The following is a 23,375-nucleotide window of genomic DNA, read 5'->3' as shown; positions in this document are numbered from 1 at the left end:
GTTCCTCCCCCTCAGTTCCGCAGCGGCTTGCCGGTGAGCAGCATGTGCTCGATCCGGTCGATGGTGCCGCCGGTGCGCACCAGACCCATGAACGCCTCACGCTCCAGGCGCAGGACATGGTCCTCGCCGACCGGCTTGGAGACATCGGCCTCCTCGCCGCCGCTCAGCACCTCGGCCAGGGCGGCGCAGACCACCTTGTCGTGCGGCGTGACCTTGCCCTGCAGGGCGAAGCCCTCCACCGCCAGTTCCATCGCCGCCTTGGCGCTGGGGCCGGGCAGGACATAGGCCGTGGTCTTCTCCGGCGGGGTATAGTTGGCCGCCAGTTCCAGCGCCTTGGCCTTGGCGTCGGCCAGCAGGCGGTCGCGGTTCATGGTGATGCCGTCGGTGGCGCGGAAATACAGCAGTTCCTTGGCCTCGGCCGCCGACTTGGCGACGGTGGCGGTGCTGATGATCTCGAAAGCCTTGGCGATACCCGGCATGGGCCCTCGCGGCGCCTTTGGGTTGGCCTGATGGCGGGCCAGCATCTCGGTGCAGCCGCCCCAGGCCGGGATCAGGCCGACGCCGACCTCAACGAGGCCGACATAGGTCTCGGCATGGGCCTGGACATGGTCGGAATGCAGCAGGATTTCGCAGCCGCCGCCGAGCGCCATGCCGCTGGGCGCCGCCACCACCGGGAAGGGCGCGTATTTCAGCGCGCGGTAGGTGCGCTGGCCACCCTCCACCATCTCCTCGATCTGCGGCCACAGGCCGATGTTCAGCGCGAACAGGGCGAGGCCCAGATTGGCGCCGACCGAGAAATTGTCGGCCTCGTTGTGGATGACCAGCGCCTTCCAGTCGCCCTTTCCGTCGCCGATCAGGCGCATGGCCTTCTCGTAGGCGGCCATGATGTCGGCGTCGACCGCGTTCATCTTGCTGGTGAACTCGACGCACAGCACGCCGTCGCCGATGTCCCACAGGCTGGCGGAGCCGTTCTTCCACACCGGCTTGCCGGCGGCGCGCTTGATGTCCGACAGCAGCAGCACGCCGTCCGGACGCACAACAGTGTCGTAGACGCCGGCGGTGGTCAGGTGCTGGAGCTTGCCGCCCTCCACCCGGTAGAAGGGGCGGCCGGCGGCGGTCTCGACCAGCGCCGGGACCGGGATCCCTTCGGAGCGGCACAGCTCGGCGAACCACTCGGTGCCCAGCCGGTCGATCAGCTCGAACGGACCCTGCTTCCAGTTGTAGCCGAGCCGCATGCCCTCATCGACGGCGACGATGCTGTCGGCGATCTCCGGCACCAGGCTGGCGGCGTAGGCCAAGGTCTGCGCCAGGACGCGGCGGGCGAAACGGCCGCCCTTGTCCGGATGCTCGCACAGCTTGCGCAGGTCGCGGCCGGCGGCGGACACGCTGTCCAGCCGGGCCTTCTCCGACGGGGCGTATTCGCCGGTCTGCAGATCGACCGACTCCTTCACCTTGCCGCCGCCGGCCTTGTTGATGCGGTAGAAGCCGCCCTTGCCCTTGCGGCCGGTGTAGCCCTCCGCGATCATCTTGGTGATGACCGGGTGTTCGCGCATCTGGCCGCGATAGGCGTCGTTGGCCGGCAGGGTCGCCGACATGCTCTTGGCGATGTGCGGCATCAGGTCGAGACCGACGAGGTCCATCAGGCCGAAGACGCCGGTCTTGGGGATGCCCATCGGACGGCCGCCGACGGCGTCCGCCTCCTCCACCGTCAGGCCGAGATCGACCGCGGCATTCAACGCCGCCTGGATCCAGAAGACGCCGATGCGGTTGGCGATGAAGCCCGGCGTGTCCTTGCAGTGGACGACGCCCTTGCCGAGCCGGCGGTCGCCGACGTCGGAGATGGCGGCCAGCGCATCGGGGCGCGTGTCGGCGCCGCCGACGATCTCCAGCAGCCGCATGTAGCGCGGCGGGTTGAAGAAGTGGGTGATGAGGAAGTCCTTGGCGAACTGCTCGCTCTGGCCTTCGGTCAGCACCGCCAGCGGGATGGTCGAGGTGTTGGACGACACCACCGAGCCTGCCTTGCGCACCGGATCGATGCGCTTGTACAGATCGGCCTTGATCGCCGGGTTCTCGACGATGGCCTCGACGATCCAGTCGACGTCGGCCAGCAGATTCAGGTCATCCTCGAGATTGCCGGGCGTGATCAGCTTGGCGTTCTTGGGATGCATGAAGGGGGCCGGATCGGTCTTCAGCATCTTCGCCACGGCGCCCTTGGCAATGGCGCTGCGGTCGGCACCCTCCTTCGCCTGGATGTCGAGCAGGACGCAGGGAATGCCGGCGTTGGCGAAATGGGCGGCGATGCCGGCGCCCATCACGCCCGCACCGATCACGGCGGCGCGTTCGATCTTCATGGTCGTTTCCTCCCCGATCCCGTTCGTCAGACCGCTTCCAGGATGGTGGCGATGCCCTGACCGCCGCCGATGCACTGGGTGGCCAGCGCGAACTGCTTGCCTTCGCGCTTCAGCAGCGCCGCGGCCTTGCCGGTGATGCGGGCGCCGGTGGCCCCCAGCGGGTGGCCGAGCGCCAGCGCGCCGCCGTCCGGGTTGATGCGGGACGGGTCGATGTCGAGGTCACGCATGCAGGCGATGGCCTGGGACGAGAAGGCCTCGTTGATCTCGATGATGTCGATGTCGTTGATCGACAGGCCGGCGCGGGCCAGCGCCTTGCGGGTGGCCGGGACCGGACCAAGCCCCATCAGCTCCGGCGCGCAGCCGGCGACGGCGACCGAGCGGATCTTCGCCAGGATCGGCAGGCCGTTGGCGCGGGCATACTCCTCCGTCGTCACCAGAACGACCGACGCACCGTCGGTCAGCGGCGAGGAGGTGCCGGCGGTCACCGTGCCGTCGGCGATGAAGGCCGGCTTCAGGCCCGACAGGCTGTCGGCATTGGTGCCGGGACGGATGCAGCCGTCCTTGTCGACCAGACCGGCCGGGGTCTGGATGCCGACGATCTCATCGGCCATGCGGCCGGCGGCCAGGGCCTCCGCCGCCTTGGCGTGGGACGCGACGGCCAGCGCCTCCTGCTCGGCGCGGGAGATCGCGTATTTACGGGCGACATTCTCCGCCGTGATGCCCATGGAGCAGTAGGCTTCGGGGTAGGAGGCCTTCAGCGCCGGGTTCGGCATCGGGTTGAAGCCCATGATCGGCACGCGGGTCATCGACTCGACGCCGCCGCAGATGAACACCTCGCCGGCGCCCATCTGGATGGCGCCCGCCGCCTGATGGATCGACTGCATGGAGGAGCCGCAATAGCGGTTGACCGTGGTGGCCGCCGCGGTCTGCGGCAGCTTGGCCAGGAAGGAGATGCTGCGGGCGACGTTCAGCCCCTGCTCGCCCTCGGGGAAGGAGCAGCCGACGATGACATCCTCGATGTCGTCGGTCTTCAGGCCGGTGCGCTCGACCAGCGCCGCGATGACGCGGGCCAGCAGATCGTCGGGGCGGACCTTGGTCAGCTCGCCCTTGTGGGCGAAGGCGAAGGGCGAACGGGCATAACCGGCGATGACGACCGACTTCATGAGTGCTTCTCCTCCATGTCCTGCGTCTCCGTGATGCCGTTGCGGCGAAGATGCTCGGAGATCTGGGTGTCGATGGTGCACAGCTCCGACAGTGTCTGTTTGACGTCGGCGAGCTGCTGTTCAAGCGCGGAAATCCGGCGGCGCGCGATCGTGCGCATGTAGCGCATCTGTTCGATCTGGGCGTCGTCGGTGTCGTAGAGGTTCAGGAAATCCTTGATCTCGGCCAAACTGAAGCCCAGCCGCTTGCCCCGGCAGATCAGCGCCAGCCGGGCGCGGTCGCGGTGGCCGTAGACACGGGCGCCTCCAGGGGCGCTGCCGATCCGCTCGGGCGACAGCAGTCCCTCATCCTCGTAATGGCGGATGGTGCGGTGGGTCAGACCGAACTCCCCGGCCAGTTCGCCGATGGCAAGGCGCGGGCCGGACATCAGGTCGTCGCCCGCATCCACCCCGCCGTCCATCATGCCCTTGCCGACCGAAAGCCGATCCACGCTGTCCGCTCCCTTCCCTAACGTTTACGTAAAGGTAAGGTCGATGCCCCTTGCTGTCAACAGACTTGTTGACCATGCAAACCAGTTTGCCGAACCGGCGGGGAAACTGGTTGGCCTGAACTGTTCAGTCACTAACGGGTGCGGCGCGCCCGCGCAGTGACAGGATGCCACGCCCCCGCATGGGTGGCGGCTGTGGCAGGCTTTGCGGTGAGCGGACGCATCCGCCCATCTCCCCGGTCGATATGGGGATGGGGTGCGGCGCCGGACAGACGGCCAGAAGGCCGCGACAAATTTCAAGGTTTCGGGCAGATCGGGACAGGGGACAGGAGACAACCCATGTCGGCGCGCGCCATCGTATCGTTGGGCGTCTGGATACTGGCCATGGTGCTGATCGGCACCATGACGGTCGGCCTTGCACTGGCCTTCTACCTGCTGCTGACCCTGTGCTTCGCGGTGGTGGTCGCGGCCCTGACCCTGCTCGCCCGCCGGCGGGAGCACCACCGGGGCGAGCAGAGCTATCTTTAGACTTTCAAGGCTTTAGGCATTTGAGGCGGACGGTGGCGCCGTTGCCGGCCCCCCGTCCGCCTTGCCTGCGTCACTCCGGCAGCACGCGCAGCCGGGATGCGGCGGTGCGGGCGGACAGGTGGGGGCGCTGCAGGTCCTGAACCTGGGCGCCGGGGACCGCGAAGTCGCCGGGGGTCACGGCACGGACCAGATAGACCAGCCGGAAGCGGGGGGCCGCCTTCGGCAAGTCGACGGCGGCGAGGAAGCGGTCGTCGCGGAACTCGACATTGCGAACGGCCGACAGGTCGCCCAGCCAGGACAGCTTGCCGAGCTGGCCGCTGTTGGCGAGGCGGACATTCTCGATCTCGAAGCCGGCCGGCAGCGGGTCGCTGACCAGCACCGAATGGTCGAGCGGATCGCCGGCCTCGCCCTCCAGGGTCACCACCAGCAGGTCGTTGTGGCGGATGCCGGCCGGATCGACCGGACGGCCCGCCATGTCGAACAGGCGGCGGCGGATGGTCATCCCCTGCTCCTCCGCGCCGGCCGGCTGGTCGGGCACACCGGCGACCGACACCGTCTGGCGGACCTCGCCGCCGAGGTTGCGGATGGCCGGCGGGGCGGCTAGGTCGACGGGCAGGATCTGCGGCTTGGCGTTCTCCACCGTCTGGTCGCCGATGGCGAGCTTCATCGGCGCCGCGCGGTCGATCAGCGCCTTGGACGCCAACAGCAACCAGGCCTGCTCCTGCGGGTTGGTGGTGCGGACGGCGGCGAAGGTCTTGGCCACCCGGTCAGCCGCCTGGAAGATGCGGTCACGGTCCACCGCCCCGCTTTCGGCCATCAGCACCACCACGCCGGCCTCGTCACGCAGGGAGGAGCCCTGGTCGCGCAGGCTGGCGGTGACCATGCGCGCGCCGGTCAGCTTGGAGAAGGCCTCCGTCGCCCCCGGCTGGTCGCCCAGCACGGCGGTGGCGGCGGCGATCTGCGCCCGGCCGAAGTCCGTCTGCAGCCGGTCCCAGTAGTTCTCGCGGAAATAGCGCACGGCGCCGGCGTCGATCATCTTCGCCCGCGCCAGCACATAGAGCGCATAGGCGCGGCCCGGCAGGTCGGCGGTCTCGACCCAGGCGTTGTCGATGGCCTGCTTCAGCCAGTCCAGACCCTTGCGATAGGGCTGGTCGGGTACGCGGTAGCCCGCCGCCTTGGCACGGCCCAGCACGTCGACAGCATAGGCGGTCAGCCAGGGATCGAGATCTCCCTTCGGCGACCATGCGGCGAAGGCGCCGTCGAGCCGCTGGAAGGTCAGCAGCCGGTCGACGCTGCGCTGGACACGGGCCTGGATGCGGTCCTCCGGCGCGATGCCGAGGCCGGCAGCGACGTCGCTCATCGACAGCAGCGGCAGGATGCGGCTGGCGGTCTGCTCCGCCCCGCCCGCCGCCGCACGGTCGAGCGCGAAGAGAAGACCCGCCACGTCGAGGTCCGGCAGGGGCGCGACGACCGCTCCGACCGACAGGGTTTCCGGCCGCAGGCCGGCCGTGAGGTCGGCGGGGATGGTCAGGCTCTTGTCGGTCGGCAGCGCAGCGGTGTTGCGGCGCGATACCGGCGGGGTGGCCGGGCGGACGGTCACGTCCCAGCGGCGGGTGACGCGGACGCCCTCCGGACCGGTGACGTCGAGCGTGACATGGCCCGACCCGACCCCGGTGGCGGTCAGCACCCGGCCGGCCGTCGCCCGCTTGCCGCGCGCCAGCTTTGGAACGGCCAGCTCATTGCCGGACTCCGACTGGGCCCCGGACGCAGACTGGACGATGGCGATGGCGCCCTCCGCGGTCAGGGTCATGGTATAATCGCCGGACGGCCCATTCAGGTTGTCGAGCGACAGCAGGACCTGCGCCGAGTCGCCGGGGGCGAGGAAGCGCGGCAGCACGGCGTCGGCGACGACCGGGTCGCGGACCAGCATCTGGCTTTCGGCATGGCCCATCCGCCCCTCGCTCCAGGCGACGGCCATCAGGCGCAGGCGGCCCTGGAAGTCGGGAAGATCGAAGGGGACGGAGATCTTGCCGTCGGCCCCGATGGTCTGGATGCCGGAATAGAGCGAGACCACCCGTTCCGACTTGGGCGGCACCAGCCCGGCGATCTGGCGCAGGCGCGGCGTCGGCTGGGCCGGCGGACGGGCGGCGTCCAGGCTGGCCGGATCGATCAGGCGGCCGTAGGAGTCGCGCAGCTCCACCCTGAGCGGACGCTTGCGCAGATAATGGCGGGCCGGATCGGGCGAGGGCTGGTCGGTCAGCTGCATCACCGATTCGTCGACGGCGGCGACCGTGACGAAGGCCTGCTTGCCCTCGGCGACGCCGTCCACCGTGATGTCGGCGGTCATGGCGCGACGCGGCTCCGTCTCCGCCGGGGCGGAGAGGCGGACGTCGAGGGTCCGCGGCGCCTTGTCCATCGCCAGCCAGGCGAGGCCGACGGCACGGCGCGGCGGCTTCTTCGACTGCGGGTCGGAGGTGGCGAAGGCGGTTGCCAGCACATGGGCGCCGCTGGTCCAGCCCTGCCCGACCGGGATTTCCAGGAACGCGCCCTGGGTGCCGATGGCGCGGGTGACGGCATAGGAGACGCCGCGGTCGGCCACGGCAACCAGAACCTGACTGTCATAGGGCGGCTTGACGAAGACCCAGGCGCTTTCCCCGGCGCGGTAGGCCGGCATCATCACCGAGACGTCGACGGAATCCGGCCGCTCGCCGGCGGTCGGGGTCATCCACCAGCCGGCGGCGAAGCGGAAGCTGCTGGCGACGCCGGTCTTGGGATCGAACACCTCCAGCCGGTAACGCCCGGCGGTCACCGGGGTTTCGACCGGGACGGGCGCGCCGGCCTGGGCCGACAGCGAACCGCCGGTCACCCGCTGGTCCTTCACCGTGACCTTGTAGTCCCAGCGGCCGTTGGCCTCGTACCAGGAGTAATCATACTCCTCCTCGAACAGCTCGTAGGAGAGGTCGGCGTGGTCGGTCGGCTTGCCGTCCGGGCCGACGGCGATGACGTCGAAGCCGGCGGTCGCCCCCTCCGGCACGCCGTCGCCTTCGAAGCGCGGCTTGATGCCGATGGCGAAGGACTGGTGGCGCACCGGCAGCACGAAGTCACGGCCGACCGGACGGCCGCCGAGGTCGAACAGGGTGGCGCGCACCACCGCCTCCAGCGGGCGGGTGCTGTCGGGCGGGCGCGGCAGCTTGACCTTCAGGCGGGCCGAGCCGTTGGAATCGGTGATGAAGCCCGGCAGATCGGCGCGGGCCGGCTTCACGTCCTCCTGAACCAGACCGAAATGATAGCCCGGCAGGTTGGGATAGGGGTTGGCGGCGGCACGCAGCGTCACCGTCAGCTCGCCCGGCAGGCCGGAAGCCGGCGCGCCGTAGAGATAGTGGCTGTCGAGCGCGATGTCGGCCTCGCCGTCGGACGCCAGCACCGTCGTCGGGGAGGCGAGCGCCACGTCGAGCCGCGGCGGCACGAAATCCTCCAGCAGGAACTCGGCCTTGCCGATGGCCGGGCCGTCCGGCTCGGCATGGGCGGTGACGATCCAGTTGCCGGGATAGGCGTTCATCGGCAGGTCGATGCGGGTGGCATAGCCGCCGGCCCCGCTGTCGGTCAGGCCGCGCCGCTCCACCTCGAAACCGTCGGGGCGCAGGACGCGGATGGTCAGCTGCTTGCCGGCGGGCGGCGGATTCAGGTCGGCGTCGCGCAGCAGCGCGGTCAGCTGCACCGTCTCGCCCGGACGGTAGATGCCGCGCTCGGTGTAGAGATAGGCGTCGAGGCCATTGGCCGCCGGGCGGACGACGGTGGCGGGCTTGTCCGGCGTGTCGGCCGGCGGAGCGCCGCCGGCGGTCAGGTCGAGAACGGCGAAGTCGCCGTCGCCGCGCGCGGCGAACAGCGCCTGCACCGGCTCCGTCCCGGCGGCGCGCAGGGCCGCGAGGTCGAAGCGGCCCAGCCCATCCTCGCCGGTCTGGACGCGGCCCAGCTCCGTGCCGTTGCGGGCGACCAGACGCAGTTCCACCCCGGCGGCCGGCGCGGCGCTCTGGACCGAGCGGGCGAAGACCACCAGCGAATCCTCGCCGAGGATGGTGTTGAGGCCGAGGTCGGAGACGACGAACCACTGGGTCGCCTTGCGGTCCCAGCCGCCCGGCTTGATCTCGTCCGCGCCGGCGACGGCGACATAGACGCCGGGCTCCAGCTTGCCCAGCACGGCGTCGATCGGGAAGGCGGTGGTGACGGTGCGGTTCGGCTGGTTGCCGATGCCGATCTCGCCGCGCCACACCTCCTGGCCCGACTTGTCCAGGATCTCGCCGATGTCGTAATCGGTCATCTGCTGGGTGATGCGGCCGAAATAGATCTTCTCGACCAGCGCGCGGTCGGCGATGCGCAACACCTGCAGCTTCGCCCGGTCCAGGTTGATCGAGCGCAGCGGCAGGCCGTCCGACCCCACGCGCGGCAGGATGTAGCCGGCGCCGCGGAAGGCGAGCGAGGGCTTGCGGTTGGGCACCTGCACCTCGCGGGTGTCGGCGGCCGGCAGCCGCTTGCCGTCGGCGCCGGGAAGCCCGTCCTTCAGCGTGACGCGGTAGGTCTCGCCATGGTGCAGCCCCTCGACGCAGAGCGTGCGGTCGCGGGCGATGGCGGCGCCGTCCACCGCCGGCTCCACCGCGACATAGTCGCGGTAGTTGACGGCGCGCGAGCGCTCCAGCCGGTCGGTGAAGGTGAAGCAGGCCTGCGGCGTATCGCGCTCCGCCACCACCTCGACGCTGGAGACGCCGAAGGGCACCGGCTCGGCCGGGGGATCGGCGGCGAGGGTCTGGGATGCGGTGAACGTGCCGGAGCACGCGACAAGAACGGCACAGACACGCGCCAGCGCACGCAACATTCTGGACAGGCCCCAATTCCGCGGGTGGGTCCGGAAGCACACGGCCGGGGACAGCCCTGGCGTCGGCTCGGACCTGGACAAAACCGGCGCGGAGTATGCCCAAGCGGCGGGGGTTTCGCCATGGCTTTGCGGCACCGCCGCGAAGATCGCCCAGGTTGCGGGCCGGATCGGCAACGGACTTGTGGATCAGGCCGCGAATTCCAGGGTGATCTGGCTGCCCTGGCCGGGGCGGCTGTCGATGCGGAGGCTGCCGCCATGCGCCTCGATCAGCGACTTGACGATGGGCAGGCCGAGACCGGTGCCGCGGCCGGGATGGGTGGTGAGGGCGGAGGTCTGGCCGAAGGGGATGGAGGCCTGGCGCAGTTCCTCCGCTGTCATGCCGATGCCGTTGTCGGTGACGCGGACGATACAGCGGCCATGGACACCGCGCCCGATGCTGACCAGCACGCGTCCGTTCTCCGGGGTGAATTTCAGGGCGTTGCCCAGCAGGTTCAGCAGCATCTGCTTCAGCGCCCGCTCGTCCGCCCGCACCAGGGTCAGGGCCGGCGGGCGGTTGATCTCCAGCCGGATCGACTTCTGCTCCGCCTGGGGGGTGACGATGCGGATGGCCCATTCGGCGGCGGCGACGGGGTCGACATCCTCCATCAGCAGGGCGAATTTCCCGGCCTGCAACCGCGACAGATCGAGGATGTCGTCGATCAGCGTCAGCAGATGCCGGCCGGAAGCGTGGATGTCGCCGGCATAGTCGGCATAGCGGTCGCCGGCATCGGGGCCGAACATCCGGTCCTTGATGATCTCGGAAAAGCCGATGATGGCGTTCAGCGGCGTCCGCAGTTCGTGGCTGACGCGGGCCAGGAAATCGCGGTTGACCGCCAGCGCCTCCGCCAGCCGTTCGGCATTGCGGTGCTGGACCAGCAGCAGGGCGGCGACCAGCAGGACCGAGACGCTGAGCAGGGCGGCGATGATCCGCATCTGTCCGCGGAAGCCGGCGACCGCGGCCTCGAGGTCGCTCACGGCGATGCCGACGCTGAGGATCAGCGGATAACCCTCCACCGGGCGGTAGGCGTAGGCGCGTCGAAAGCCGTCGGCGATGCTGTCCTGCCAGTAGATGCCGGTCGGCGACCGCCGCACCGAGTCCCACAGGGCCGAGGCGGAGATGGACAGCCCGATGGCATCGTGCCCGTCCTTGGAGCCGCGGGCGCGGATGATCCGGTCCACGCCGACCAGGGTCACCACCCCGTTCCGGCCGACATCGGCCTGCCGGTAGAAGCGCGAGAGATGGCTGGGATCGACGTTGGCGACCACCACCCCGGCGAAGCCGCCGGCCGCATCGTCCAGGCGGCGGGACAGGCGCAGCAGTGGCCGGCCGGCCGCCGATCCGGTGGAGGGCGGACCGACCGTCATCCGGTCCCGCCCCTCCATCCGGTGATAGGCGAGCAGGGCCTCGTCCTCCAGCTTTTCGGGGGAACCGCTTCCCTGACTGCGGAAGAGTTGGACGCCTCCGGGGCCGAAGACCGAGACGTGATGGATCAGGGCGGTGTCATAGAGCCCGTCGTCGACGATGCGGCGGGCACGGGCCAGCCCGCCATCGGCATAACGCTCGGCGAAGGAGCGGAGCGTGGTGTCGACATCGTGCAGGGTGCGGCTGGTGCTGCTTTCATAGGCGCGCGCCGTCGCCTCGGCATTCGCCAACGCGTCCCGCGTCTGGGTTTCCAGCATGGAGGCGGCCATTACGACGTAGCCGACCCACACACCGGCAATGGCCAGGGCGGCGGCCGTCAGGACGCAGGTCCGGAAGGACGGCGTCCTGATCGCCGGGAACCGAAAGGTCGGGAGACGTGGCATGACCTGCGCTCCGCCGTTCCACCGCTTCCCCGCCGGCTCAATGCAGCGGGCGACGGCCGGCCGTGGAATGACCAATCATCGCACCGACAGGTTAAAACTTGCCGAACATCTTGATAATCAGCGCAGGCAACTTTACTGCACGCAACGCATTATTCGCTTACGAAGCGTTTCCGCAGCCGGTCGATGGCCTCGTCGAGCACTTCATCGCGCTTGGAGAAACAGAATCGCACGACGTTGGTCGGCGCATTCTCCACGAAGAAGGCGCTGACGGGGATGGCGGCCACCTTCGCCTCGGCCACCAGCCAGCGGCAGAAGGCCTGATCGTCGCCGTCGAAGCCGAAGCGGGAAATGTCGGCGGCGACGAAATAGGTGCCGGCGCTGGGCAGCACGTCGAAGCCGACCGAGGCGAGACCGGCCGACAGCCGGTCGCGCTTCGCCTGCAGCCCGGCGGCGAGCCCGGTGAAATAGCCCTCCTCCTTGCCCAGCCCGAAGGCGACGGCGGTCTGGAGGTTCGGCGGGGTGGTGAAGGTCAGGAACTGGTGGGCCTTCGCCACCGGCTGCAGCAGGTGCGGGGCGGCGGTGACATAGCCGACCTTCCAGCCGGTCAGCGAGAAGGTCTTGCCGGCCGAGCCGATCTTCAGGCAGCGGTCGCGCATGCCCGGCAGGGTCATCAGCGGGATGTGGCGGCGGCCGTCGAAGACGATGTGCTCGTAAACCTCGTCGCAGACGGCCAGCGCGTCATGGCGCTGAACGAACTCGGCGATCAGTTCCAGCTCCGCCCGGTCGAACACCTTGGCCGCCGGATTGAGCGGGTCGTTGATCAGCACCAGCTTGGTGCGGGGGGAGAAGGCGGCCTCCAGGTCGGCGCGGCTGAAGCTCCAGTCCGGCGCCTTCAACGAGACGAAGCGGGGCACGCCGCCAGCCAGCCGGACGATCGGCAGGTAGCTGTCGTACATCGGCTGGAACAGCACCACCTCGTCGCCCGGATTGATCAGGCCGAGCAGGCAGGCGGTCAGCGCCTCGGTCGCGCCGGAGGTGACCATCGTCTCGGTCTTCCAGTCGATTTCGAGGCCATAGAAGCGGCCGGCATGGGTGGCCAGCGCCTGACGCAGGTCGGGGGTGCCCATCATCGACGGGTACTGGTTCCACCCGTTGAGCAGCGCGTCGGCCGCGGTCTGCAGCACGTCGGCCGGCCCGCGGTCGTCGGGGAACCCCTGGCCCAGGTTGATCGCGCCATGCTCCTCCGACAGGCGGGACATGACCTCGAAAATGGTGGTGCCATAGCTGGACAGGAGCGCGTTGCCCGACTTCACCGGAAGACCTCCTCATGCGAACGGACGCACAAGATGGCTGCTGCGGGGCGACGCTGTCCAGTGCCCGCTTCCGCAGGGCAGACCGCGGGCGGGCGGCAGGGTGACCGGTGAGGGGCCAACGAATCCTACAGAGCCGTATGAAGCGACGGAGACGGCCATGGTATGGCCGTTGCATACTCGGGTGCGTCTTTTCGTCCCAAGGAGTGAAGGTCCGATGTCATTGTTCTCCCGCTGCCGCGGCGCCGCCCTGTCGGCTCTGCTCCTGTTCGGGCTGACTGGTTCCCTGCAGGCCGCGGAGCCGATCAAGGTCAAGGTGTTCGTCGGCTCGATGTTCGAGATCGGCAAGAACACCGGCGACCGCGCCGGCGAGTTCCAGCACTGGTACGAACGCTACTGGCAAACGGCCGAACCCATCACGGTGCGGGGCGCGCTGAATCCGGTCTACTGCAACGCCGACGGCGTGTGCGGGTCGGTGCTGGGCATGGGCAAGGTCAGTTCCTCCGCCTCGATGCAGGCGATCCTGCTGAATCCGCAGCTCGACCTGTCGCAAGCCTATTTCCTGGTCACCGGCGTGGCCGGCACCCCGCCGTCACGCGGCACCATCGGCGAAGTGAACTGGGCGACCTGGGTGGTCGACTATGATCTGGGCCACCGCTGGGCGCCGGAGGAAGGCAAGCCGGGCGAGCCGACCTTCATGCCGCGCAAGGGCTATGAGGCGGTGCGGCTGTTCCCGATGAACCCGGCGCTGGTGTCCTGGGCCATGCGCCTGACCGCCGACACGCCGCTGAAGGACAGCGACTCCGCCCGTGCCTACCGCAAGCGCTATCCGCAGGAAACCGCGCAGCGTGCTCCTTTTGTAGGCACCGGAACGCACATGACCGGCGACACCTTCTTCCACGGTCCCGGCATGTCGGCCCAGGCGCAGTACATCGCCAAGCTCTACGGTGCGGACGACTACGTCATCACCGAGATGGAGGCGGCGGCAATCACGCTGGTCATCAAGCGGCTGCAAGGCTCCGACCGGGTGATGAGCCTGCGCGGCGCCGTCAATTTTGACCAGGGCAATCCGAACGAGACCACGCTCCAGCACCTGGACCCGAAACCCGGCGAGACCGCCGGCGGCTTCGCCGAAACGGTGGAGAATGTGGAACTCGTCGGGTCACGCATGGTCGACCACATCATCGGCCACTGGGACCAGTGGAAGGACGGCGTTCCGGCCCTGCCGGCACCGTAATAAAGGGCGCCGTAAGCATCGTCCGGCAGTCCGCCCGCCCGACAGGCGCGGGCGGATCAGCCGCCGTGCATCTTGCGCAGGCGGCGGGCGCGCAGCTTGTTGCGGATGCGCTCGACCGGGCTGAACATGCGGGGATAGCGGCGCTTGGACCGCACGAACAGGCGACGGGCATCGGCGGAGTTGCGCAGCACCAGCACGCCGCCCAGCAGCATCACCGGCAGCCCGCCCGGACCGGGCAAGGGGGCGAGCAGAATGCCGAGCAGGATGATGGTGCATCCGGCGCCGATCAGGGCCAGCTGACGCACGCGCGCGAAAGACAGCGTCTGGGCGGTATCGGGAGGACTCATCTGCGGTTCGCCAGGCTCCATGCTTTGCGTACGTCTGCATATGGGTCGGGAGAGGCGGGTCGAAAAGGGGCCCCACTCCTTTGCGGGAACCGGCTCCCTTTCCCGGGGCCGGAATGGGCGATCCTCAATGCAGCGTGCGCGCCAGTTCCGATGGGGCGCCGCGCAGGCGGGCGGGGTCGAGGCGGCTGAGGGCGGCGTCGCGTTCCGCCGGTTTCGGCTCCCAGCCGAATTCGCGGATCAGCTGGTCGCGGGCGGCGACGGCGCGGCGGGACAGCTGGGCGCAATCCCGGCGCGGCGGTCGGCAGCGGCGGTCGGCGCAGCTTTCCAGCATCAGGCGGATCATCCGCTCGCGCTTTGCGGCGTCGACATAGCCCATCTGGTCGAAATAGAGCTTGGTGAAGGCCAGTTCGGTGACGCGGGCGTGGGTTTTGCGGTCGCCGACGATCACCGCCGCCACCATTTCCACGCAGCGGCCGGCGAAATGCGGCAGCGGCGCCGTGCCGTCGTCGGCCCGGTCGAGCAGGCTGCTCGGCAGATCGACCAGCCGGCCGGTCACGTCCTTTACCAGATAGCGGCGCCAAACCGACATCTCCGCCTCCTGTCAGGCTCTAGCCCTGGGGAGAAGCCTACACCAGACGGAGGGAAGACGGAACTGCCCGTAGGTTACACAATGTCGTGAACGGACCTGATTTTCAGCGCGGCACCAGCGGCCAGAACAGGGCGATGGCGGCGGTGCCGATCACCACCACCATGATCGACAGCGGCAGGCCGAGCCGCCAGTAATCGCCGAAGCGGTAGCCGCCGGGACCCATCACCAGCGTGTTGCACTGGTGCCCGATGGGGGTGAGGAAGTCGCAGCCCGCCCCGATCGCCACCGCCATCAGGAAGGCGTCGGGCCTGAGCCCCAGATGGGTGGCGAGGCTGGCGCCGATCGGCGCCATCACCAGCACGGTCGCGGCATTGTTCAGGAAGGGCGTCACCGCCATCGCCGCCACCATCATCATGGCGAGCGAGCCGATGGGCGGCAGCCCCTGCGACGCCTCCGACAGGAAGCCGGCGATCAGCTCGGTCCCGCCGGTGGTGCGCAAGGTCTCGCTGACCGGGATCAGCGATCCCAGCAGGACCAGGATCGGCCATTCGATGGCCTCATACGCCTCGCGCAGGCTGACCACCTTCAGCGCGGTCATCGCCACCGCCGCCCCGAAGAAGCCGATGGCGACGGGCACCAGCCCGCTGGCGACCAGGATGATGGTCAGGCCCAGCACCGCCACCGCCGCCGCCCGTTTCGGCGTGCGGCCGATGGCGAGGTTGCGTTCGGCCAGCGGCAGGCAGCCCAGTTCGGCCAGCGTGTCGGCCACGGCGGCCTGACGGCATTGCAGCACCACCAGATCGCCCGACTGCAGGCGGACACGGCGCAGGCGCTGGCGGATCGGACGGCCACGCCGGCTGATCGCCAGCAGGTTGGCACCGAAGCGCTCGCGCAGGTTCACCTCCTCGATGCTGTGGCCGATCATGGCGGAGCGCTGCTCCACCACCGCCTCGACCACGGCGATGTCGTCCTCGTGCTCGACCCCCTCCTGGTCCTTGTCGTGCATCATGCGCAGGCCGGCGCGCTTGACCAGTTCGGCCAGCGCCGTGGTGTCGCCCTCCAGAACCAGGATGTCGCCGGCGAACAGCACCCAATGGGCGGACGGCACGTAGCGGCGGTAGTTCTCGCGCACGATGGCGGCGATGGTCACCTCGCCCTCGCCGAAATGCTCCAGCTCCGCCACGGTGCGGCCGACGAACTGCGACCCGGGGGGCAGCCGCGCCTCCGCCGTATAGTCGTCGATGTTGAAGGCCGGGCCTGCCCCCGCCGCCCTGCCCTTCGGCAGCAGCCGGTAGCCGATCGACAGGAAGGCGACGCCGAACACCGCGATCACCAGCCCGACCGGCGTGAAATCGAACATGTGGAAGGGCTGGCCCGTCATCTCCGCCCGGACGCGCGAGACGATGATGTTGGGCGAGGTGCCGACCAGCGTCATCAGACCGCCCAGCAGCGAGCCGAAGGCCATCGGCATCAGCAGCATCGACACCGGCGTGCCGGTGCGCCGCGCCACCTGCAGCGCTATGGGCATGAAGATGGCCAGCGCGCCGATGTTCTTGACGATGGCCGACAGCATGGTCACCGCGCCGGCCAGCACCGCCACCTGGGTCCAGACGCTGGTCATGCGCGTGGTCAGCGGGCGCATCGCCGCCTCCACCACGCCCGACCGGCCGACGGCGGCGCTGACCACCAGGGCAGAGCCGACGATGACGACGATGTCGTCGGAGAAGCCCTGGAAGGCCTCCTTTGCCGGCACGATGCCAGCCGTGACCGAAGCCAGCAGCGCCAGCATGCCGACGAGGTCGTAGCGCAGACGGTCCCAGATCAGCAGCGCGATCACCGCGCCGATGATTCCGAAAGATAACATCTGGTCGATGGTCATTGGCAGGGACAGCGTCCTTCCAGGCCTACACGATGGCCGGATCGGACAGGATGGATGCGGATCGGCGTCCGGTCAGCGCGCCGATCCCGACGCCTTCCCTTCCCCGCGGCCATTGCCCGACTTGCCGGATGCCTGCCCCCCCTTTTCGGGAGAACGGGCATCCCGCACCAGCCGGCCACACTGTGGCTGCTCATCACTGCCTGGGTCAAGGAAGGGAAGCACGCTGGCCAGCGGCGTCAGCAGCACGCCCAGCGCCACCGCCGCCGCACCGCGCGCCGCCGACTCGGTGGGATCGACGCCGATGTCGGGGTTGCCCAGCGTCCCGCCGACCAGCACCGGGACATGGGTGGCGAAGACCTGCGGCGATTTGGCGTCGCCGACGATGCGCAGGTCCAGCGCCTCGTTGCGCAGGCTGATCCGCCCCTTGCCGGTGACCAGGGTTTCCGGCGTGTCGAGCACCAGCGCCTGGACCTGGGCGATGCCGTTCTCCACCGCCATGTTGCCGACCAGGCAGTTGAAGGGCATCGGCTTCGACCCGGAAATGGCGACTCCCAGCGTTTCCAGGATGTTGGTCTTCAGCCCCTTGACCGCGAGGCTGGTGATCCGGCCGCCGTCCACCGCGACGCCGATCTTGCCGTCGGAGGTCGCCAGCAGGTCGGCCACCGTCTTGCCGGTGCCGGCAAGCTGGATGCGCCCGGCCACCGTGCCGCCGATCTGCCCGGCCAGCGCGGTCTCGCTGAAGAAGGTCGACAGCTTCATGGCGCGGATGTCCAGGTTGGTGCGCATCGCCGGCACCTTGGGGCGGCCGTCCACCTGCACCGCGCCGGCGATCCGGCCGCCGCCGATTCCCAGCGACAGCGGGTCGAAATGCAGATCGCCGGCGTTCAGCCGGACCCTCATGTCGAGATCGTCGAGCGGCGCGAAGGGCGCCTCCACCCGCTTGCCGCGCAGGCGGACGTCCATGTCGGTGTTGCGCAGCTTTTCCACCGGAATCGGCGTCGCCGGGATGACCCGGTCCTTGCCGCGGGTCGGATAATCGTCGCTGCCGCGCGGGGAGGCGCCGACAAGGCCGGCAAGATCCTGCGCCGCCAGCCGTTTGGAGGTGAGGTCGGCCTTCACCAGCGGCCGTTCGCCGCCGGTCTTGACCGACAGGTCGCCGGACAAATCGCTTTCGCCGACCTTGCCCGTCATGTCGCGGAAGGCCCAGAGGTCGCCCTCGCGCGACAGACGGCCGTCGATGGAATAGGGCCGGGTCTTCGGCGTCGGAATGCCGACGATGGGGAAGATCTCCGCCATGTCGGGACCGCTGAGCGCAACCGACAGATCGACGCCCTCCATCTTCACCGGTTCGGCGATGGAGCCTTCGATGTGGCCCTTGGTCTTGCCGACCGCGGCGTCGATCTTCAGCGGATAGGGCTTCGGGTCGTCGCGCAGGTACAGCAGCGAGCCGCCGGCCGCCGCCAGGGTGAAGGGCTTGCCGGCGAAGCTGCCCTTGCCCTTCAGCTCCACCGTGTCGTCGTCGTTGCCGCCGGTCGCGGTGTTGATGGTGTTGTCGATGTCGATGTCGCTGGTGGGGTCGCGATAGCGGATGGTGCCGTCGGCGATCACCAGCCGCTCGATCACCGGGATGTCGCCCCGATTGTCGGGGGTCGCGGTCTGCTTCGCCACCTCCTTCTCCGCATTCGGCGGGCCGAAGTTCCAGTTGGCCTCGCCCTTCTCGTTCTTCTCCAGGATCAGCTTCGGTCCCTGGAATTTCAGTTCCGGCAGTTCCCAGTCGCCGCGCAGCAGCGGCCAGGGGCGCAGCGTGGCGTCGAGAACCTTGATCTCCGCCATGGTCTTGTCCTGCGCCCAGTCGGCATTGGCGACGCGCAGCCCTTCCAGATGGATGCGGATCGGGTTGCCGAGATGGACGCGCAGGTCGCCGTCGATGGCGACCTCGCGGTTCAGCGCGGATGATGCATGGCGGGCGACGAAGCCGCGGGCATCGTTCCAGTCGAACAGCAGCAGCACCGCGCCGACCGCCACCACGACGAGACCGACGAGGCCGAGCAGCCCGTAGCCGATCCATTTGAACACCGATCCCGCCCCCGCTGCCATGCCGCCGTCCCTCCGCGCACCGTCCTTCTTCGACAACGGACGAACGGACGGAACAGTGAAGGCCACAGGCGGGGGGTACCGCGAGAGATCCGGGCGCACTGTCCAAAGGTGATATATTTCCGTTGGCGCTTATATTGGATTTAACGCAAAATTCAGCATCGCGGCGCCGTAATCACCCGATCATCCGGTTCCACCATTTCCAGCAGCCACGGCCGCAGACACGATGCGTTCCCTTACCAATTTCGCCCCGTCCACCTTCGAGGAACGCGGTGCCGCGGTGGCCTTCACCACGCCGGTGCTGGCCCAGACCCGCGTGCGCAAGGACAGCCGCGACCAGCTGGAGGTGCTGGTGCCCAACCTGTCGGAAGGGCGCGGCGTCTATGTGGTGCCGTGGAAGTCGCTGCCGCTGGCCTTCCCGATGACGGTGCATGACCGGATGCTGCACGAGTTGATCGCCAAGGCCGAGGGCTGTTCGCCCGACGACATCCGCAAGGCGGTGCTGGAGGCGGCGCGCTGCGGGCTGGCCGGCGGCGGGGCGGTGGCGGCGGCCGAAGCGGCGCTGAACGACGACGAGGAGCAGCGGCTTCTCATCAACTATCAGCTGATCGTCGAAGCGCTGAAGGCGGTCGGGCTGGAATCGACGGAGATCCTGCGGGTCGGCCTGACTTCCGCCGAGGGGCAGAAGCTGACGCGCGACCTGATGATGAAGGCGGCGCAACGTCTGGCGCTGGAGCCGACCGAGCTGTATGGCCGCATCGCCGAGCTGGCGGTGCTGATGGAGTCGATCGGGCTGGCAAGCTCGCCCAAGCCGGCGCGGCTGCGGCGGCTGATGCGCGACCTGCAGGGCTTCCGCGACAGCATGACCGACTGGGCGACCGACAACGTGTCGGAAGCGGCGCCTATCGGCGGATTCTGCGCCGAGGTGGCGGAACACACGGTCAACCATGCCCGCAACGTCATCGGCCAGCTCGATCAGGCGATGGCGTCGTTCGAGACCCTGCTGCGCCAGTGGGAGACCAAGCGGGCGCTGATCCGCAAGGCGTCGAGCCGGCTGTCCTGGCTGCTCGACGGCTGGGAATACCTGATCCTGCTGTGGACCGACGCGCAGACCCAGGACCGCCACAGCCAGGACATGGCCGTCCACGACATCTTCCGCGTCATCCCCCTGCTGCCGAAGGACGAGGGCCGTGCCGACCAGTCGATGATGGCGGACAAGCTGATCTCCAGCCACAAGCGGTCGGTGCGCGCCTATGTCGACTGGCGCAGCGGCCAGCTGGACGTCGATCTGGTCATGCGGATCGAGACGATCAAAGGGAAGGCGGCCTGACCATGGAGATGAGGGATCTGGTCGCGCTGGGCGACAAGCTGATGGACATCGACGAGGCCAAGTTCCGCCAGGTCGTCGGCCTGCTGGAGCAGATGAACGACCATCCCGACATCCAGCGCACCATCGCCGTCATCCGCCCGCGGCTGGTCGAGCTGCGGCTGAGCCGCCGGCCGACCCTGAAGCGCCTGTTCTGCGACCCTTTCGAGGATTTGTTCGAAGCGCTGGGCAAGGCCGACCCGGTGCCGCTGAGCGTGATCGAGCGGTCGCTGATGAACGGCCTGTGGCCGCTGGTCGAGGCGGAAATCGGCAAGGACCGGCTGCGCGCCTACCGCCCTGCCCTGGAGGAGGGGGCGGAGCATAAGGCGCTGCGCGAGACGTTCTGGACGGAATGCGCGGCGGCGGTGGCGAAGATCGCCGAGGGAGCGGTGGCCGGACATTTCAGCGAGCCGCTGGACCTGCGGATGAACCCCAACCGGACGCGGGCGCTGGCCGACATCGCCGTCATCCTGTCCATCGCGTCCGAGGTGGCGGAGCTGAAGGCGGCGCTGTCGCCAAAGCCGGTGCCGAAGCTGCACGCCGACCATATCGAGGCGATCCAGGCCATCGGCCGGCGGCTGTCCCGCGGCCGGCCGGACGCGCTGAAGATCTTCGTGCTGCTGGCCGCGTCGCGGCTGACCAACCCGTCGGCGCTGCTGAGTGGGCTGTGGGACATGGATCTGGGGCAGAAATCGGCCGACCGCGCCGCGCTGTTCATGTCGCTGAGCGGCACGGTCGTCGCCCAGATCGAGGACCGCTCGCGGGCGGGACAGAGCGCCGGGAATGCGGATCGCATGGCGGTGGCCGATCTGGCGCTCGACCTCGTCGCCACCCTGGACGCCACCCGCGCGGCGATGGAGCAGAGCCGCAACAAGGAGTTCGACCAGCGGCTGAAACAGGTCCGCAGCTCCGTCCACTCCATGGTGAAGACCCAGGTGCTGCAGGATGCCGACGCCGGCATCGTCTCGGCCATCGGTGCGCTGGATGGCGGCGGCGACGTCCGCGAGGGACGGGCGCAGCTTGCCCAGGCGGAGAACCACGCGCGGGCGCTGCGCAAATGCGCGACCATCGCCGATTCGCTGGGGCTGCGCGGCGAGTTGCGCGAGATGACGCAGAAGACCACCGCCTCGCTGACGGAACGGGCGCAAAAGGAACTGGCCGGCCCCGCCGGCAACGCCCGCACCGGCTATACCGCCATCCGCATGATTGAGCTGATTGCCGGGCCGGCGGAAGCGAATAAGATCATGGACGGGATCATGAAAGGCGGCCGGCGGTGAGTGTGCCGGCGCCTTTCGGCTTAGGGGAAGCGGTGATGGGATCGGGATACACCGGGTGGGAACTGCCGGCCGACGAGCGCGGCCGCCTGCTGGCCCAGGTCCCGCCGCGCTATGAACGGCTGGTCGCCGACCATGTCACGCTGCAGTTCGGCGCCGGCCCGCAGGACCCGCTGCCCACCGCCACGCTGGCCGAGGTGATCGGCTGCGCCGACGACGGCGAGGGGGTGCAGGCGCTGGTCGTCGCCATCGACGGCACCAGCGACCGGCCGGACGGATCGACCTACCACATCACATGGTCGCTGGCCGATGGCCGACGGCCAGTGGAGGCCAACGACGTCATCCGCGACTATGGCTGGCGCCCGCTGGATCCGCTGACGGTCAGGCTGGTGCCGCGCTTCTTCGGGGAATGAGGGGCCGCCTCACGGCACCTCCGTCACCCCTTCGGCCACCACGCCACGCTTCACGCGCTGCTCGCGATAGACGATGAACAGGCCGCTGCCGATGATCAGCGCCGCCCCCACCCCCATGCGGGCGGTCGGCGCGGTGCCCCAGACGGCGAGGTCGAGCACAACCGCCCACAGGATCGACACATACTGGAACGGCACCACCACCGCGGCCGGGCTGAGTTGCAGCGAGCGGTTCATCATGGCGTGGCCGGCCAGTGCCGAGACGCCCAGCAGCCCCAGCAGGAAGAAGCCCACCCAGCCCGGCGCCTGCCACGACCAGGGCAGCGCCGCCCCGCCGATCAGGATGCCGCCGACCATCTGGTTGCCGACCAGCGTCAGGCTGGAGGAGGAGCGCAGGACGCGGGTTGAGATGACGCCGCTGGAGAAGATGAAGGCGCCGACCAACGCCACCAGCGACGGCAGCAGGTCGAAGCGGCCGGTTGGATTCAACACGATGACGACGCCGACGAATCCGACCAGAACCGCCACCCAGCGGCGCCAGCCGACGCTTTCCCGCAGGACCAGCACCGACAGAGCGGTGACGATCAGCGGCGCCGACATGTAGATGGTCATCACGTCGGCCAAGGGCAGATAGCCGACCGCCCAATAGAAACAGGCGACGTCCACCGTCATCAGGACCACGCGCAGGATGTGCAGCGGCAGCCGGTCGACGGCGAAGACCGCGGCGAAGCCGTCGCGCCAGATCATCGGCGCCAGAACCGCCAGCCCGAACAGGCTGCGCACCGCGATCAGCATGGCGACCGGATGGTCGGCCACCAGCCATTTGCCGAGCGCGTCGTTCAGCGTGAACAGCGTCATGCCGCCCAGCATCATCAGGATGCCGAGGCGGGTGTCGGTCGCGGGGGCCGCGGTCATGGACGGGATCCGGGGATGGTTTGAGGGCGTGATCCGCAGGAGCAGGCCGGAGGCCCGGGGCGGGCAGCGATTTTGCTGGATTGGCGGACGAACGCAACCCCCGCCCGGCGGGCAGGAGCGATGCGAAAATTCCATCCGCTCCGGGGGCCGGTCCGTCAGCGAAAGGGCTCTTCCAGCACCGGCAGCCGGTTCGTCGCCTTCATCTCCCGCAGGGAGAGGTTGGACCGGATGCTGGCGACGCCCGGAAGCTTTCGCAGCACCGTGTCGACGAACCTGCTGTAATCGTCGAGATCGCGGGCGACGACGATCAGCAGAAAATCGGCCTCGCCAGTTGTGTTGTGGCAACCCAGCACATAGGGGCAGGCCTGGATGACCGCCTCGAACGCCGCAGTCACCTCCTCGCCATGCTGCGTGCAGACGATCTGCACGAAGGCCATCACGCCGAAGCCGAGCTTGCGGCGGTCGAGCACCGCCTGATAGCCCTTGATGACGCCGCTGTCCTCCAATCGTTTCTGACGGCGCCAGCAGGATGCCTCGCTCAGCGCCAGCTGCTCGGCAAGCTTGGCGTTGGACAGCCGGCCATCCTGCTGCAGCCGGTCCACGATCGTGGCATCCATTTTATCGAGCGCGTCCATCCCGGCGAATTCCTTCAAGAAGGCCGATTTTCCCGAAAGACCCTTTCATATCTTGGGAACGCCCTGTCTTCAATTGA

General features: G+C 68.9%; 17 protein-coding genes. 5 read left to right on the top strand and 12 right to left on the bottom strand.

Annotated features, from left to right (window positions below; translation table 11 throughout):
* Positions 1 to 11 precede the first annotated feature (11 nt).
* The 3 genes from ACCD06_RS05150 to ACCD06_RS05140 are packed head-to-tail and all read right to left on the bottom strand — an operon-like array spanning position 12 to position 4,002.
* Positions 12 to 2,351, bottom strand: a complete 2,340-nt coding sequence (locus ACCD06_RS05150) for a 3-hydroxyacyl-CoA dehydrogenase NAD-binding domain-containing protein (RefSeq protein ID WP_413339261.1) — start codon at positions 2,349 to 2,351, stop codon at positions 12 to 14.
* A gap of 26 nt (positions 2,352 to 2,377) precedes the next feature.
* Positions 2,378 to 3,514, bottom strand: coding sequence for a thiolase family protein (locus tag ACCD06_RS05145; RefSeq protein WP_413339259.1), 1,137 nt, complete (start codon positions 3,512 to 3,514; stop codon positions 2,378 to 2,380).
* A complete protein-coding gene (locus ACCD06_RS05140) occupies positions 3,511 to 4,002 on the bottom strand; it encodes a MerR family transcriptional regulator (RefSeq protein ID WP_413339257.1) in 492 nt (163 codons plus the stop codon). Before ACCD06_RS05140 ends, ACCD06_RS05145 begins: the two co-directional genes overlap by 4 nt.
* 336 nt (positions 4,003 to 4,338) lie before the next feature.
* On the opposite strand from ACCD06_RS05140, the gene ACCD06_RS05135 reads away from it, so the two are divergent.
* Complete coding sequence (locus tag ACCD06_RS05135; protein ID WP_109151845.1) at positions 4,339 to 4,527, top strand: hypothetical protein; 189 nt, start codon at positions 4,339 to 4,341, stop codon at positions 4,525 to 4,527.
* A 70-nt stretch (positions 4,528 to 4,597) separates the two neighbouring features.
* On the opposite strand, the gene ACCD06_RS05130 is transcribed toward ACCD06_RS05135, so the two are convergent.
* The 3 genes from ACCD06_RS05130 to ACCD06_RS05120 form a co-directional block, all read right to left on the bottom strand.
* On the bottom strand, positions 4,598 to 9,397 hold the full coding sequence (locus ACCD06_RS05130) for an alpha-2-macroglobulin family protein (RefSeq protein WP_413339255.1): 4,800 nt from the start codon (positions 9,395 to 9,397) through the stop codon (positions 4,598 to 4,600).
* Positions 9,398 to 9,583: 186 nt separating this feature from the next.
* Positions 9,584 to 11,242, bottom strand: coding sequence for a sensor histidine kinase (locus ACCD06_RS05125; protein WP_413339253.1), 1,659 nt, complete (start codon positions 11,240 to 11,242; stop codon positions 9,584 to 9,586).
* Between the two features lie 149 nt (positions 11,243 to 11,391).
* Entirely contained in the window at positions 11,392 to 12,555 is a 1,164-nt protein-coding gene (locus ACCD06_RS05120; RefSeq protein ID WP_413339251.1) for an aminotransferase, read from the bottom strand.
* 214 nt (positions 12,556 to 12,769) lie between these two features.
* On the opposite strand from ACCD06_RS05120, the gene ACCD06_RS05115 reads away from it, so the two are divergent.
* Positions 12,770 to 13,789, top strand: coding sequence for a purine-nucleoside phosphorylase (locus tag ACCD06_RS05115; protein ID WP_413339249.1), 1,020 nt, complete (start codon positions 12,770 to 12,772; stop codon positions 13,787 to 13,789).
* Positions 13,790 to 13,845: 56 nt separating this feature from the next.
* On the opposite strand, the gene ACCD06_RS05110 is transcribed toward ACCD06_RS05115, so the two are convergent.
* The 4 genes from ACCD06_RS05110 to ACCD06_RS05095 all read right to left on the bottom strand — a co-directional run bounded on the left by ACCD06_RS05110 (position 13,846) and on the right by ACCD06_RS05095 (position 18,701).
* Complete coding sequence (locus tag ACCD06_RS05110) at positions 13,846 to 14,136, bottom strand: hypothetical protein (RefSeq protein ID WP_109155963.1); 291 nt, start codon at positions 14,134 to 14,136, stop codon at positions 13,846 to 13,848.
* 124 nt (positions 14,137 to 14,260) lie between these two features.
* A complete protein-coding gene (locus ACCD06_RS05105; RefSeq protein WP_413339247.1) occupies positions 14,261 to 14,725 on the bottom strand; it encodes a hypothetical protein in 465 nt (154 codons plus the stop codon).
* A gap of 103 nt (positions 14,726 to 14,828) precedes the next feature.
* Positions 14,829 to 16,589, bottom strand: coding sequence for an SLC13 family permease (locus tag ACCD06_RS05100; protein WP_348770461.1), 1,761 nt, complete (start codon positions 16,587 to 16,589; stop codon positions 14,829 to 14,831).
* 87 nt (positions 16,590 to 16,676) lie between these two features.
* On the bottom strand, positions 16,677 to 18,701 hold the full coding sequence (locus tag ACCD06_RS05095) for an AsmA family protein (protein WP_109155960.1): 2,025 nt from the start codon (positions 18,699 to 18,701) through the stop codon (positions 16,677 to 16,679).
* Between the two features lie 223 nt (positions 18,702 to 18,924).
* Between ACCD06_RS05095 and ACCD06_RS05090 the strand changes: the two genes are divergently transcribed.
* From ACCD06_RS05090 to ACCD06_RS05080, 3 genes are read left to right on the top strand one after another with little or no spacing between them, the layout of a single operon-like run.
* A complete protein-coding gene (locus ACCD06_RS05090; protein WP_413339244.1) occupies positions 18,925 to 20,028 on the top strand; it encodes a hypothetical protein in 1,104 nt (367 codons plus the stop codon).
* Positions 20,029 to 20,030: 2 nt separating this feature from the next.
* Positions 20,031 to 21,341, top strand: coding sequence for a hypothetical protein (locus ACCD06_RS05085; protein ID WP_413339242.1), 1,311 nt, complete (start codon positions 20,031 to 20,033; stop codon positions 21,339 to 21,341).
* A gap of 35 nt (positions 21,342 to 21,376) precedes the next feature.
* Positions 21,377 to 21,751: a hypothetical protein gene (locus ACCD06_RS05080; RefSeq protein ID WP_413339240.1), complete on the top strand. Its 375-nt coding sequence runs from the start codon at positions 21,377 to 21,379 to the stop codon at positions 21,749 to 21,751.
* A gap of 9 nt (positions 21,752 to 21,760) precedes the next feature.
* On the opposite strand, the gene ACCD06_RS05075 is transcribed toward ACCD06_RS05080, so the two are convergent.
* Both ACCD06_RS05075 and ACCD06_RS05070 read right to left on the bottom strand, forming a co-directional pair.
* Entirely contained in the window at positions 21,761 to 22,663 is a 903-nt protein-coding gene (locus tag ACCD06_RS05075) for a DMT family transporter (protein ID WP_136703155.1), read from the bottom strand.
* 155 nt (positions 22,664 to 22,818) lie between these two features.
* A complete protein-coding gene (locus ACCD06_RS05070) occupies positions 22,819 to 23,280 on the bottom strand; it encodes an Lrp/AsnC family transcriptional regulator (RefSeq protein ID WP_413339238.1) in 462 nt (153 codons plus the stop codon).
* Positions 23,281 to 23,375: the final 95 nt, after the last annotated feature.

The sequence above is a fragment of the Azospirillum sp. CT11-132 genome (assembly GCF_047302835.1).
Classification (GTDB): Bacteria; Pseudomonadota; Alphaproteobacteria; order Azospirillales; family Azospirillaceae; genus Azospirillum.
The sequence above is the reverse complement of the archived record's forward strand: the minus strand, read 5'-3'. Positions and strand labels throughout refer to the sequence as shown.

Coding starts and splice junctions, on each gene's coding strand:
- ACCD06_RS05115 (WP_413339249.1), top strand. CDS start 12,770: ATGTCATTGTTCTCCCGCTGCCGCGGCGCCGCCCTGTCGGCTCTGCTC.
- ACCD06_RS05150 (WP_413339261.1), bottom strand. CDS start 2,351: ATGAAGATCGAACGCGCCGCCGTGATCGGTGCGGGCGTGATGGGCGCC.
- ACCD06_RS05145 (WP_413339259.1), bottom strand. CDS start 3,514: ATGAAGTCGGTCGTCATCGCCGGTTATGCCCGTTCGCCCTTCGCCTTC.
- ACCD06_RS05100 (WP_348770461.1), bottom strand. CDS start 16,589: ATGTTATCTTTCGGAATCATCGGCGCGGTGATCGCGCTGCTGATCTGG.
- ACCD06_RS05090 (WP_413339244.1), top strand. CDS start 18,925: ATGCGTTCCCTTACCAATTTCGCCCCGTCCACCTTCGAGGAACGCGGT.
- ACCD06_RS05110 (WP_109155963.1), bottom strand. CDS start 14,136: ATGAGTCCTCCCGATACCGCCCAGACGCTGTCTTTCGCGCGCGTGCGT.
- ACCD06_RS05085 (WP_413339242.1), top strand. CDS start 20,031: ATGGAGATGAGGGATCTGGTCGCGCTGGGCGACAAGCTGATGGACATC.
- ACCD06_RS05130 (WP_413339255.1), bottom strand. CDS start 9,397: ATGTTGCGTGCGCTGGCGCGTGTCTGTGCCGTTCTTGTCGCGTGCTCC.
- ACCD06_RS05080 (WP_413339240.1), top strand. CDS start 21,377: ATGGGATCGGGATACACCGGGTGGGAACTGCCGGCCGACGAGCGCGGC.
- ACCD06_RS05075 (WP_136703155.1), bottom strand. CDS start 22,663: ATGACCGCGGCCCCCGCGACCGACACCCGCCTCGGCATCCTGATGATG.
- ACCD06_RS05135 (WP_109151845.1), top strand. CDS start 4,339: ATGTCGGCGCGCGCCATCGTATCGTTGGGCGTCTGGATACTGGCCATG.
- ACCD06_RS05125 (WP_413339253.1), bottom strand. CDS start 11,242: ATGCCACGTCTCCCGACCTTTCGGTTCCCGGCGATCAGGACGCCGTCC.
- ACCD06_RS05095 (WP_109155960.1), bottom strand. CDS start 18,701: ATGGCAGCGGGGGCGGGATCGGTGTTCAAATGGATCGGCTACGGGCTG.
- ACCD06_RS05105 (WP_413339247.1), bottom strand. CDS start 14,725: ATGTCGGTTTGGCGCCGCTATCTGGTAAAGGACGTGACCGGCCGGCTG.
- ACCD06_RS05070 (WP_413339238.1), bottom strand. CDS start 23,280: ATGGATGCCACGATCGTGGACCGGCTGCAGCAGGATGGCCGGCTGTCC.